14 protein-coding genes and 2 pseudogenes are annotated in these 13128 nt (G+C 38.7%); 9 read left to right on the forward strand and 7 right to left on the reverse strand.

The genetic code is table 11. From position 1 onward, the window contains the following. Window positions 1-166: 166 nt before the first annotated feature. Window positions 167-1471 (reverse strand): RNA-guided endonuclease InsQ/TnpB family protein, encoded by a 1305-nt coding sequence (locus tag A3K93_RS10920; protein WP_067731251.1) that lies wholly within the window; start codon window positions 1469-1471, stop codon window positions 167-169. Between the two features lie 58 nt (window positions 1472-1529). Between A3K93_RS10920 and tnpA the strand changes: the two genes are divergently transcribed. Beyond that, complete coding sequence (tnpA, locus tag A3K93_RS10925) at window positions 1530-1928, forward strand: IS200/IS605 family transposase (RefSeq protein WP_067727883.1); 399 nt, start codon at window positions 1530-1532, stop codon at window positions 1926-1928. 149 nt (window positions 1929-2077) lie between these two features. On the opposite strand, the pseudogene A3K93_RS10930 reads toward tnpA, so the two are convergent. From A3K93_RS10930 to A3K93_RS15080, 3 genes and pseudogenes are all read right to left on the reverse strand, one after another. Continuing rightward, window positions 2078-2266: pseudogene (locus A3K93_RS10930) on the reverse strand (type IV pilin protein); the annotation flags it as partial. Beyond that, window positions 2260-2745 (reverse strand): type IV pilin protein, encoded by a 486-nt coding sequence (locus A3K93_RS10935; RefSeq protein WP_269465702.1) that lies wholly within the window; start codon window positions 2743-2745, stop codon window positions 2260-2262. The pseudogene A3K93_RS10930 and the gene A3K93_RS10935, both read right to left, overlap by 7 nt. Further along, window positions 2732-3184: a hypothetical protein gene (locus A3K93_RS15080; protein ID WP_067731253.1), complete on the reverse strand. Its 453-nt coding sequence runs from the start codon at window positions 3182-3184 to the stop codon at window positions 2732-2734. The genes A3K93_RS10935 and A3K93_RS15080 overlap by 14 nt, the downstream gene beginning before the upstream one ends. 385 nt (window positions 3185-3569) lie before the next feature. Here A3K93_RS15080 and A3K93_RS10945 point away from each other — a divergent pair, with 385 nt between their 5' ends. Further along, complete coding sequence (locus A3K93_RS10945; RefSeq protein WP_067731254.1) at window positions 3570-4556, forward strand: IS110 family transposase; 987 nt, start codon at window positions 3570-3572, stop codon at window positions 4554-4556. Between the two features lie 24 nt (window positions 4557-4580). Further along, window positions 4581-4721 (forward strand): annotated as a pseudogene (locus tag A3K93_RS14840) (IS3 family transposase); the annotation flags it as partial. Here the strand turns inward: A3K93_RS14840 and A3K93_RS10950 are convergent. Continuing rightward, window positions 4689-5150, reverse strand: coding sequence for a pilus assembly FimT family protein (locus A3K93_RS10950; protein WP_067731732.1), 462 nt, complete (start codon window positions 5148-5150; stop codon window positions 4689-4691). The pseudogene A3K93_RS14840 and the gene A3K93_RS10950 overlap by 33 nt on opposite strands. A 158-nt stretch (window positions 5151-5308) precedes the next feature. Continuing rightward, window positions 5309-6259 (reverse strand): 4-hydroxy-3-methylbut-2-enyl diphosphate reductase, encoded by a 951-nt coding sequence (ispH, locus tag A3K93_RS10955; protein ID WP_067731255.1) that lies wholly within the window; start codon window positions 6257-6259, stop codon window positions 5309-5311. 132 nt (window positions 6260-6391) lie between these two features. Between ispH and gmk the strand changes: the two genes are divergently transcribed. The 6 genes from gmk to bfr all read left to right on the forward strand — a co-directional run bounded on the left by gmk (window position 6392) and on the right by bfr (window position 11219). Then, complete coding sequence (gmk, locus tag A3K93_RS10960; RefSeq protein ID WP_067731256.1) at window positions 6392-7015, forward strand: guanylate kinase; 624 nt, start codon at window positions 6392-6394, stop codon at window positions 7013-7015. Between the two features lie 74 nt (window positions 7016-7089). Next, window positions 7090-7371, forward strand: coding sequence for a DNA-directed RNA polymerase subunit omega (rpoZ, locus tag A3K93_RS10965; protein WP_067731257.1), 282 nt, complete (start codon window positions 7090-7092; stop codon window positions 7369-7371). 215 nt (window positions 7372-7586) lie between these two features. Further along, window positions 7587-9689 (forward strand): RelA/SpoT family protein, encoded by a 2103-nt coding sequence (locus A3K93_RS10970; RefSeq protein ID WP_067731258.1) that lies wholly within the window; start codon window positions 7587-7589, stop codon window positions 9687-9689. A gap of 75 nt (window positions 9690-9764) precedes the next feature. After that, window positions 9765-10148 carry a RidA family protein gene (locus tag A3K93_RS10975; RefSeq protein WP_067731259.1) on the forward strand — a complete coding sequence of 128 codons (384 nt, stop codon included), beginning with the start codon at window positions 9765-9767 and terminating at the stop codon, window positions 10146-10148. Between the two features lie 191 nt (window positions 10149-10339). Then, window positions 10340-10534 carry a bacterioferritin-associated ferredoxin gene (locus A3K93_RS10980; protein WP_067731260.1) on the forward strand — a complete coding sequence of 65 codons (195 nt, stop codon included), beginning with the start codon at window positions 10340-10342 and terminating at the stop codon, window positions 10532-10534. A gap of 220 nt (window positions 10535-10754) precedes the next feature. After that, complete coding sequence (gene bfr, locus A3K93_RS10985) at window positions 10755-11219, forward strand: heteropolymeric bacterioferritin subunit Bfr (RefSeq protein WP_067731261.1); 465 nt, start codon at window positions 10755-10757, stop codon at window positions 11217-11219. A 51-nt stretch (window positions 11220-11270) separates the two neighbouring features. Here bfr and A3K93_RS10990 read toward each other — a convergent pair whose 3' ends face one another. Then, on the reverse strand, window positions 11271-12905 hold the full coding sequence (locus A3K93_RS10990; protein WP_067731262.1) for a PglL family O-oligosaccharyltransferase: 1635 nt from the start codon (window positions 12903-12905) through the stop codon (window positions 11271-11273). Between the last annotated feature and the right edge of the window lie 223 nt (window positions 12906-13128).

The raw sequence follows: 13128 nt of genomic DNA on the forward strand, positions 1-13128 counted from the left end.
TTTCACCGCGGTGGTTAAGCCTGTTATGACCATCCGTTTGTTGGACAGTACCTGAAATAGGCACTGCATTTAAAACCCATGTATTTGCTGTAACATCAGTAAGACTATTGACACACTCCCACCACTTTCGACTAGCTCAAGTGGAGGATTCTAAAAGCAAAAGCTCTTAGGCGACTTCCTCACGGATTTCACTTGCTTTCTGCTTCACAAGGCGACCTTTACCGCATCCACCCTCCACAGACAAAACGGTGTGTCCCACCGCCAAAATATTGCGAGAAGCATTTATATCCGCATTCTCGCTAAAACCACACTCAATACAGTTAAAGTTTGCCTGAGTGAGCCTATTTTCTTTTGCAACATGACCACATGAACTACAAGTCTGACTTGTATATTTAGGGTCAACTTTAACAAGTAAGCCACCTCGCCATTGTTGCTTATACTCCAACATATCAACAAGCATTGACCACCCTTGATCTAGGATTGATTTGTTTAAGCCTGATTTGGCTTTAACATTCTTTCCTTTTTTCTCAATTGAGCCTTTTGCAGACTTCGACATATTAGCTACTTTTAAGTCCTCAACTACGATCATTGCGTGGTTTTTGCTGAGAGTTGTAGTGACTTTGTGCAAGTAGTCATGCCGAATATTGGCAATATGATGATGTAGTTTGTTAACTTTTAAATTAAGTTTTTTCCAATTTTCACTGAACTTGGTTTTCTTTTTCAACTTGCGTTGAAGTCTAGCTAATTTCACTTGATTGGCTTTAAAACTATTGATCGGGTTGAATACCTGACCATTAGAGGTTGTGACCAATTTCTTGATGCCAAGATCAACACCAATAGCTGATTTAGATGGGTGAATTGGTGTTTCAATTGTGTTTTCAACACCAAAAGAGATATACCACTTGCCAACATGCTTTGAGATTGTGACGTTCTTAATCTCGCCTAAAATATCTTGTGATTTTCTAAATTTTACAACGCCAATATCACTAGGCAATTTAACTTGGTTGCCTTTAACCCAACAATACCTATTAAATTGAACAATACGAATTGAATCATAACCATCTGATTTTTTCTTGAATCGTGGCATGAGTGGTCTAAGTTGAATTTCATTACCATCGGGTAATTTAAAAAATTTTGGCTTCTTAGCTTTGAATGGTTTTTGCTTTAGCTTGGCTTGTTCTTTTTTATCGAAGAATTTACCCCAAGCATCACCAAGATCACGAACTTTTTGTTGAAGTGAGACACCATTTGAACTGTTTTCTAAAAAAGCACACTCAGGCTTTTTGCGTAATTCAGGGATTTTATTAACTAAATTAACTTTGTTAATTCGCTCATTATTAGCAAGCATCTCGAATGATGCAGCCAATATCTGATTCCAAACAAAACGTGCAGAACCAAGCAACTTGTTTAAAACAAGCTCCTGTTCTGCATTAGGCTCAAGCCTAAATTTGTACGCTTTGTTGATTTTCATAAATGAGTGTGTATGTGTTAATATGTATAAATACTACCACTAATTAAGCCATTTACCAATGACAGAAATATATAAAAACCGACATTCAGCCTTTAATTTGCATGTACATTTAGTGTTTATTACTAAGTACAGAAAGAAAATTCTAGGTGAGTTGCATCATAAGTATTTTATTGAGTGTGCATCTGAAATCTGCAAAGAGTTTGATGCGGAATTAAAGGAGTGTAATGGTGAAGCTGACCATGTTCATATGCTTATTCAGTACCCACCGACAGTTCAACTCAGTAAATTGGTAAATAACTTAAAATCAGTAACAAGCAGAAGAATGAGAAATGAGTTTTTAGATTTACGTGGTAGTTATGCAAAACCTGTTTTGTGGTCACGCTCATATTTTGCAGGGTCTTGTGGTGGCGCACCTTTGGATATTATTAAAAAATACATTGAAAACCAACAAGGTTAAAATCCTTGAAATTCACCTCCACCCTGACTGTCGGGTGGAGTCCTCTTTCACTTTAAGATAGTATAGAGCGCTTGACCTTGTCTTGGATATGATATTGTTGCTGTTTCCCCTATATTCGCCAATGTAATTGGATTACCATTTGCTTGTAAATAGCGAAAATTTGCCACTTTATAACGTTGTAGTTTTTTAGCGATATCTAACATTTCTGACTGCACTGCAACACGATGTGTCTTACGCACATATTCCTGATACGACGGGTATGCAATCGCAGCCAAAATACCAATAATGGTAACGACAATCATGATCTCAATGAGCGTAAAACCTGTATTTTTTACCATGGTTCGCTCCCGACAGTACCACAATTTTCAAATGAAATATTAGCAAGTGTCTTATTCTTACAGCGCATGCCTGTGCTCGTCAGTAAATAAGAGAAATTTTTATTGTCCGTACTCAAAGCACGCATGACCCAGTTACGACCCGATGCATTTGCATCGGTAAGCATCGAATCTGTATCGTCTGCATCAAAAATTTCAATATTGTACTTAATCGTACTTCCTGTAGCATTAGCAGGACTCGTCGCCGTAGTAGTTGCAAAATTCTGGTACGAAAAACTTCGTGCTTTATGCCGCTCTAATAAGTTAGAGATTCGTAACATTTCCTGTTCAACCTGACTGGCAGCAACTCGTCGGGTATAACTTTGATAGGATGGAATCGCAATAGCTGCAAACATAGCTAAAATCACCACCACTATCATCAGTTCAACCAAAGTAAATCCTAAGGATTGTTTTTGCATCATATACTCCTTAACGCTGGTCATACCAACGCTGCGGAATTAACTGGTTAGCAGTGTTATAGCGTTTTTGTAAAATTGCATTATTTGAGATACCGGTAGAATCAACGTTCGCCACGATTAGACGCTGCATACCAGATCCACCCCCCGCACCGATAGCACCACCTACAATACCAGCCCCCAAGTTCAAACGGTAAGATGACACTGAACCACCGTTACATTGACCATAAGGCATGCAGAATAATGTCATAAAACTTTCACCCTTAACGCCTGCACCACAATCGCCAGCAAGACCATCTTTACTACCGTCAAATGTTGTCACATAAAGGTCATTGTTGATAACAATTGGGGTTGACATGACCTTTTCACTTTGTAATTTAAAGCTCTTAAATTTATAGAACCAACCATGCGTTGTCGCATAAGGTGCATGACGTGTAGCGGTCGAAAAACGATTGGTATCGGTCAATTCAATAAGTTTAGATGCTGAATCTGTGGTTCCCCCTGTGACGGTACTAGACTGTAAAGTGATATCTGATCCTAGACAAAATAATGGACAGCACGTCCCTCTAAAGATAACGTAACTTTAATCTTTGGAGATTCAAGAAATGGCTATCTTGCACAGCAATGCTGCTTGTATCTTGATTGATATAGTGATTAGCTACCACTATACGCAAATTGTAGAGTTTGGAATGCTGCTAAAATCTTAAATTTGAACCTGAGATAAAACCTACAATTTGCCCTTATCCCTCATACAACTCTGAACGGTAACTAAGCACTTTGATGCTGTATTCACAAGGTAAGATGATGGTTAATGGGATAAAAATCATAGCTTAAACTCAAGGAATATCACCATGATTATGCTAGGTATTGATGTCAGTAAAACCAAAATAGATTGTTGCATTTTCCCTCAAGGTTTGACTGGAAAAAGAAAAAATAAAATATTTACTAATACAGAAAGTGGCTTTGGCAGTCTGCTCAAATGGCTCATCACTCTTAAAATTGAACCTGATCAAGTGACAGCAATCATGGAAGCGACTTCGGTTTATCATGAGAATTTGGGATATTATCTATATGATGCAGGTGTAAAGGTTTGTGTGGCTAATCCTTCACGAGTAAGAGCCTTTGCCAAAGGCATGTCCATGCTAAATAAAACGGATAAAGCTGATAGTGAAGCTCTTTCACGTTATGGTTACACCGCAAAGTTAATCATATGGCAGCCTGAACCTGAAAATGTCAGATTATTAAAAGCTTTACTAGGCAGACGAGATGTCTATCTAGGTAGTCTATTACAGGAAAAGAATCGACTTGAAAAGGCGCAGTCTACTCATACCTCCGTTGTTGTGATTAAATTACTTGAAGAGAATATTGAGTATTTAAATCAGCAACTTGAACATATTGATAAGTTAATAAATAATCATATAGATCAAAATCCAACATTGAAACAGGATTTGAAATTACTGCAAACTATTCCTTCAATCGGTGAACGATCAGGCTTATTACTGTTGGGGTTATTTCATTCGCACAAGTTTGAAAAAGCAAGTCAAGCTGCTGCATATGTAGGTTTGGTTCCAGTACATCAGTTGTCTGGCAGTTCAGTCAACAAGCAAAGTCACTTATCAAAAGCAGGTGACAGTAAAATACGCTCAGTATTGTATATGTCAGCATTAACAGCGATTAAATATAATCCACACATTGAAGCTTTATATCAACGATTATTAAGCCAGGGTAAAAATAAAATGTGTGCTTTAGGTGCTGCAATGCGCAAGCTTATACATCTGTGTTATGGCGTTTTAAAACATCAGACTGCCTATCAAAGAGATTATTTATTGGTCGAATAATCTCAAAACCTGATTGACTACTAAGACGGTATCTTGTTTGACTATATTGAGATTTATTACAATCGGGTCAGAAGGCATTCTGCAAACGGTTGGTTAAGTCCAGAAGCCTTTGAACAGAAATATATTAAAAGTTTAGAGGGATCGATTGTCCACGATACTGTCTAGGATCATCGTCCCCATACGCGAAATGGATATAATTTTTGATGTGGTGGGGTCATCTGCTCGGTCACATACTTCAAATGTAGTCGTTGTGGTGATTACACGTAAGGTTGCTGGATCTTGCACCATTCCATTCGGCATAAACGTAATGACAGTCGGTGTAGATTGCAGTGTAGCCTTCCCAGAAGGTATCCAATGTAGCGTCTCATCATCATCTGTACCCGCTGTACCGATGTTGACACTAATTTCTCTACGATCTAATGCAGCTTTAGATCTTGCCTGAGCTAAAATATTCACTAACTCAGTACTACTTTTATTTAAATTTTGACGATCTAACATAGTGCCAAACGAAGGTGCTGCCATCACAGCAACAATGGCCACGACAGCTATCGTCACCATCAACTCTACCAAGGTGAATCCACTCTTCCTTCGCATAAACTTACCAAGCACATAAAATCCCTATTACAAATCTTAACCAAATTATTGTGAAATACATTCTCTATAAAGACGGATGGCATAAAAAAACAGACAATTGTCATTCGACAACTGTCTGTTAGATAAGAATTAAATTAACGTATTAAATAAGATTCAATCTAAGCCTGAGTAACAGGAATTCTGAGTTCTTTAGGTAAACTAAACGTGATGTTCTCTTCACGGCCTTCAAGTTCTTTAGGTACTGCCGCACCCCAATCTTGTAGACGCTGTAAAACTTGTTTAATTAAGATTTCAGGTGCAGATGCCCCAGCAGTCACTCCAATTTTGGAATTTGCCTCAAACCAGTCTTGTTGAAGTTCATCGGCATTATCCACCAAGTATGCAGATTTACCCATACGCTCAGCCAATTCACGCAAACGATTTGAATTAGATGAATTCGGTGATCCAACAACCAATACAACATCACACTGTTCAGATAAATCTCTCACTGCATCCTGACGATTTTGCGTTGCATAACAAATATCATCTTTGCGAGGACCTTGAATTTCGGGGTATTTACTGCGTAATGCATCAATCACTTTCGCTGTATCATCAATTGAAAGTGTAGTCTGAGTGACGAAAGCGACTTTTTGAGGATTACGCACATTAAGTGCAGCCACATCTTCTTCGTCTTCGACTAAATAAATGTCACCACCATTATTTTTATCGTACTGCCCCATGGTTCCTTCAACTTCAGGATGCCCTTCATGACCAATTAAAATCGCTTCTACGCCTTCACGAGCATATTTCGTCACCTCAATATGGACTTTAGTCACCAATGGACAGGTCGCATCAAAAACTTTTAGACCACGGCGTGCTGCTTCTTGTTGAACAGCTTTAGAAACACCATGTGCACTAAAAATCACAATATTATCATCTGGCACTTCATCAAGTTCATCGACAAAGATCGCACCCCGTTGACGTAGATCATCAACTACAAATTTATTATGAACTACTTCGTGTCGGACATAGATGGGAGGATTAAAACATTCTAGTGCGCGGTTCACGATCGCAATCGCTCGATCTACACCTGCACAAAAACCACGTGGGTTTGCTAAAACAATTTCCATAAAATCCTCAATGCCGACTAATTTATAGGGGGTGATTTGAAATAAATGTAAACAATCGACGCACAACTATTTAGTTTAATGCCCGTCTACTCTAAAATAGAGAAGATATTTTATCATATCAGGAAAAATATCATGTCGGGTCTCTTGTTTGTCGTTTCTGCTGCGTCTGGAACAGGCAAAACATCCCTCGTTAAAGCACTACTTGAACGTGTGAATAATCTTCATGTTTCGGTTTCACATACAACACGTGGTCAACGACCTGGCGAACTTGATGGTGTTCACTATCATTTTGCAACCAAAGAAGACTTCTTAAACCTTGTCAATGAAGGTGGTTTTATTGAATACGCTGAAGTATTTGGTAACTACTACGGTACTGCTCAGGCGACTGTGAAAGAGCAACTTGCTAAAGGTCATGATGTTCTTCTAGAGATTGATTGGCAAGGTGCTGAGCAAGTTCGTAAGCTTTTTCCTGAATCTAAACAAATTTTCATTTTACCACCAAGCCAGTTTGATTTACGTCAGCGTTTATCAAATCGTGGTACCGATTCTGTGGAAGTTATTGAACATCGTTTAAGCTGTGCGGTTGAAGACATGCAGCAATATGTGAACTTTGACTATGTCATTATTAATGATGACTTTAATAAAGCATTGCATGATCTTGAAGCGGTAATTATTGCCAATCGTTTAGTGTTATCACAACAGTCAGAACGCCACCAAAAGTTGATTGAAAAGTTAATTACTCCGACAGAACAGTGATTAAAACTTGAGTCTATAGACAAAGCATTTTATACTTTGCAGTCTGTTAAAATATTACTCAAACGAGATTTCTTATGGCACGCGTCACCGTTGAAGACTGTTTAGAGCACGTAGACAACCGCTTTGAGCTTGTATTAGTGGCAAGCAAACGCGCGCGTCAATTGGCACGTCAAGGCATTGAACCTACTGTTGAATGGGACAATGACAAGCCAACTGTTGTTGCGTTGCGTGAAATCGCTGAAGGTCATGTATCTAAAGATATTTTGAAACAACGTGATCAAGATTATCAAACGTCTAGTTTAGACCTTGCGCTTTCTGCAAATAATCTAAACTTGGATGGTTTTTCTTTCCAATAAGATCACCATCGTAAAAAAGCCTAGTTTTTAACTAGGCTTTTTTTATATGCATACTTTTATCTTGGCGTCAGAACAGTTATAACATAAGGTTGAAGAATATCGTTTGTGTAAATTTTACGCCATTTTCAGCTTAAAAAATTGACAAGCGTCGCGATATGCATTTCATTAAAGTATTAACCTATTTTTTGTAGAATTTTTAGTTTTAAAGGTGTTTTATGCCAGGCCCACAGGTCAGCCAAGCCAAGCAGCAGCTTAAAATCATTATCGACGAATACTTAGCACCAAGTGACGTCGAGCGTGTACTTGCGGCCTGTGATTATGCCGATATGGCGCATGATGGAATCACCCGAAAAAGTGGTGAGCCCTATGTGTTACACCCTATTGCAGTAGCCAGCATTTTGGCGCATATGCGACTAGATACTGAAACGCTCATGGCTGCACTTTTACATGATGTGATTGAAGACACCGAATTTTCCAAAGAAGATATTACCAATACCTTTAGTAAAACAGTGGCTGAACTGGTCGATGGGGTGACGAAACTCAGCCATTCAAGCGACAAAGAATTTAATAAAGCGGCTTCTTTCCGAAAAATTCTACAAGCTACCTTACAAGATCCACGTGTCATTATTGTGAAACTCGCTGACCGTTATCACAACATGACGACTTTAGAAGCCTTGCGTCCAGATAAACGTGCTCGTATTGCCAAAGAAACCTTTGAAATATTTGTGCCTATGGCACGCTTGGTCGGCATGAATGAAATTGCCGACAATCTAGAACATCTTTGTTATCAAAATCTCGATTTAGATATGTATAACGATGTTCAAGCTGCCTTGCAGCAAACCAAATCCAAACGCTGTGAATATCAAGCCATTTGGGAAAAGAAACTCTCTGAAATTCTTGAAAAACAAAATATCCAAGGGCGTATTAAGAAAAAAGATAATAATATTGAGTTGCTTCGCCACTTTGTAAAAAATGACATTGATCTACAAGAACTCACCCACAGCCATGCCTTCGAAATTATTCTGCAAAATATTGCTGACTGTGACCGCTTCGCAGAACTAATGAAAGAAAGCTTTAAAGTACTCAGTTTTCAAGATCATATTCGCCAACCACTTCCTGGTGGCAACCAATCCTTAATGATGCGGATTAAGGGTGAAAAAACCACGCTCTCTTTGACCATCCAAACCGAGTTGATGCGTAAAGCGGCTCGATTAGGTGTGGTACTTGGCGAAAATGCTCCTCAGGCCTGTCGTTCTGCAATTCAAGCCTCAATGCAAAACTTAAATGTGCTCGTTGATGGTGAGTGTGCTAAAACAACCTTTAGCGAATTACTTGATTATTTACACCAAGAAAAAATTTGGGTGTATACCCCGCAAGGTCATTTACACGAACTCCCTCAAGGGGCAACTGCAGTCGATTTTGCTTACTCTGCAAGTTTATTTTTAGGTAACCATGCGGTTGGTAGTAAGGTTAATGGCGAGATTAAACCGCTTTCGACCCCGCTTGCAAGTGGTCAAGTGATTGAAATCATCACCGATGTCCTTGCCACGCCAAATCCTGATTGGCTGAGCTTTATTAATACACAAAAAGCGCGTCGTGCCATCCAAAATATTTTGCGTGAGCAAGATCGGGATGAACAAATTTTGGTAGGCCAGCAAGCCTTAAATCGTGCATTAAAACTCTTCAATCGTTCAATTCACGATTTGACCCAACAAGATTGGGAATCACTACTCACTTGGCGTCATATTCAAGAAAAAGACCGATTATTTGAGCAAATTGCGGTTGGTGATTTACTACCGCAGTTGGTTGCCAATCATCTTTTTGCACATGACAGCCAAGATGAATCAGCATCAAGTCGACTGATTAAAGGTACTGAAGGTGCTGATGTTAAATATGCGCATTGCTGCAACCCTGTTCTCGGCGATCCAATCCAAGGCCATTTAACCCGTCGCGGTTTGATTGTGCATCGTGCGCGTTGTCATAATTTATTGCATGAACAGCATTTGCACCCTGAAAATATCATGCCGTTAAGCTGGGCTACGGATGACAGTGAAGATATTAGTTTCACCGCTTATCTCTGCATCGATCTAGCGATGAATGATGAGCAAATTTCAGATCTGATTTATCAATGTCGTAAAGCTAAGTCTGGGGTGGAGTCGGTACGTAATTATGAAGGCAAAACCTATGTAAATGTCGTCGTGCATAACCGTAAGCAAATTGCTCAACTGATTCGTGATCTGCGTATGAATTACGGCTTCCCACGCATCACCCGTTTGCCGCAACCCATTACCATTGCGGAAACTTCTAAGGCAAGTTAATCATTTAAAACGATAGTGCTTTCGTCTTTTGACAAGTGCTAATATGATGTATGTAGATGATAATAGGAGAAATTGATGTCCCGCCAAGTGATCCATACTGAAAATGCCCCTGCAGCGATTGGTACTTACTCTCAAGCGATTTTAGTGGGCGATACGCTATATCTTTCTGGCCAAATTGGCTTAGATCCATATAGCATGGAATTGGTTGAAGGCATTGAAGCTCAAATTCGTCGTGTGTTTGATAATTTAAAAGCAGTTTGTGAAGCCGCTGGAGGCTCCCTCGCTGATATTGCGAAATTAAATATTTTCTTGACTGATTTATCCCACTTTCAATTGGTCAATCAAATTATGGGTGAGTATTTTGCTCAACCGTATCCTGCACGTGCAGCCCTAGGTGTTGCAAGCCTACCAAAAGGTGCATTGGTGGAAATGGATGGCGTGGTCATTATTCAACAATAATTTTACAACCTTTTCGTTTTTATAAAACCTGAGCAAGATTGCGAGTCATACTCACTTTTCCGCTCAGGTTTTATTTTGCCATCTAAAACATCAATGAGCTTAAATCCTTTTTTAAATGATTTTTATTGACAAACGATAACAATTATCAATAATATTACTTATCTTATTTAATCACTGTGGTTATCTACAATATGTACGTTTGTTTGTGCCGTGGCATTACAGATCAAGACATTAAAGATGCGATTGCAAATGGTGCTGAAAGTTATCGTGAAATCCGCGAATTACTTGATTTAGGTACATGTTGTGGGCGTTGTGCTCCTGAAGCAAAAATGATCATTAGTGATGAAATATCTCAAATTGCCGCTCGATTGGCTGTTGCTGCTTAAATATTAAAGATAAACATAAGCAAAAAATAAATGGTCTTAAGATCATTACTCCTCCCCCGCCCTTGACTCTGGCGGGTTTTATTTTTTATACACATTTAAACTGATTGCGATTTTCATTTGCTGTTCAATAAATTACTCGCCATCTACATAACAGTTCGATTAAGATAAGTGTTATACGCTTCTGATTCAGAAGTTTTGCAACATGGAATGGAGTACGTGCATGAAAGGCAATCGTGATGTTATTAATCAGCTGAATCAGGTGCTTTATCACCATCTCACTGCGATTAACCAATATTTTCTACATTCACGTATGTTCAATGATTGGGGAATTGAACAACTGGGTTCTGCAGAATATAAAGAATCTATTCGTCAGATGAAGCATGCAGATAAGATTATAGAGCGTATTTTATTTTTAGAAGGTCTGCCAAACTTACAACATTTAGGCAAACTTTATATTGGTCAGCACACTGTTGAAGTGTTGCAATGCGACGTTCGCAAAGTGAAAGAAAATATTGAAGCGATCCAGAAATCAGTCGAGCTTGCTGAAGCTACGATGGATTATGTGACTCGTGACTTGCTGCAAGAAATTCTTGAAAAAGAAGAAGAATATTTGGATTGGGCCACAACTCAGCTCGATTTAGCTGAAACAGTGGGTATTGAAAACTACATTCAAAGCCAACTTTAATCTTTGAACAAAAAGCCAGCAAATGCTGGCTTTTTTATTGATCTATTCAGATTACTCAGCAATCATTTCAAGTAACTCTTCATAACTCAAATCAACTTTTTGAATCAATTTCAAACGAAGTAACTGATGATATGCTTCTTGCTCATAGCCATTATAAGCAAGTAGTTTTGCATACTTCATTAAGTTGTAACGAGTTGGATAGCTTAAAACTAAATGCTCACCCTCTTGAATGATTGATGGATCAACTTTGCTTAGTGGATTCAAACAAATCCATTCAATACGATGATTTAATTCACTCAATAAATAAATTGGCTGTTGATTTTGAATTTTCTCAGGCTGCTTTTCATAGCGCATAGATTCACCTATCTTCGCTACAGCGACATCATAATCGCGAACAATGACACAGGTTAAAATGATCGCTATAACCACTATAAGCTTTGACCAAATTGCATTTAGCGTAATGACTTTTAAATCTTTTTCTTGCGCGAGAATCGTCCCAATAATAAAGCCTACAGGTAAAAGGAAATAAGCATAGTTCTGAGGGAATTCAAACATCGTATGGGTAATGAAAGCGCCAATCATCAAAATACCGATGACTGATTCAGGACTGTTTACCCATTTTTGTAAGCGATATGCCAGATAACCAAAATAAGCCAAGAATGGCACACCAACGATCACACCATTCCATAAAATAAAGTCGAGAATAAAATTATGTGCACTACGTACCCAAACTGGTCCTTGAACCGTTTCTGAAATCGACGTGAATGCTGTACTAGTTTGATACCAACCATAACCAAACCAAGGACGTGCTTCAATTGCAGCGATCATTTGTTGCCAAATTGCAAGACGCGACATATCCCCTGTTGCACGAGACACTACACTGCGGCTACGGATAACTTCGGCATCCATGGCTTGAACTGCAAGCTGACTGAGTATTGGGAATAACCAGATAAAGCCAATAAATAAACCTAACCATAACAGGCTATAGAACCATTTAAGGCGAATAACACTTTTATATTGATAGAAACTTAAATAACAAACGATTGCGATTGCCGCGACCCATGCAGTACGTGACTGGCTTAAGGCTAAGCCCATTATCATAATAAGTGCCGCGGGAACTAACCAAACTGTTCTGAGTTTATTTTTCTCATACAGATATAGTGTTGCCATTAATGCCATGAGCAAAAATGTCGCCATGTTATTTGGCTGGGCAAAATTGGCAAATGGGCGTGTTGTGCCACTGATATTCATAACACCAGGGATAATTGCATCTAGATTTGACCATTGGCATAGCGCAATTAGGCCTGTCAGAACACCTGAAATAGCAAAGGTTTGACTTAAATAAGTAAAGGTTTGCTCTCGAGAATATTGCTCAGCAGACAACTGTCGACCAAGTATCAGCGCTAACCAAAAACTCAAAATATACAAACATCCCATTAGAGCGATACTTGAGAAAAAGACCTGATCTAGAAAATATTTAAAGATAGGAACAGTTGCGAGAGCAATTAAAGGTAAACTCACTTTTGGAATAGTCAATTTATCTTTAAAGCATATTGCGGCAAGCGCAATTAAGGCAATAAATGCATAGAGCTCGCCCGTATAAGTCACCCACGGACGGTAATGTACTGGGCTAAGCCATGCAAGAGAGATAAGGAATGCAGCTATAAGTGCAAGGACAGTTTTCATGACCAATTCGGAAATATTAAATTGGGCATATGATAATTAAAAAGCAGATTAAAAGATAATCTGCTTTTTTAGTACTAAAAATGTAACTCAATTCCATGGACGCAGATCTATAATTTCGACTATTTCTGCATTTTCTCTATTAATTAAGACAGAGATGGATCCGGAAATTTGAACAACTCCTATAAGTGATATTCTGCTCCTCAAATGATGTTATAAACATCAA

The organism is Acinetobacter sp. NCu2D-2, from assembly GCF_001647675.1.
GTDB lineage: Bacteria > Pseudomonadota > Gammaproteobacteria > Pseudomonadales > Moraxellaceae > Acinetobacter.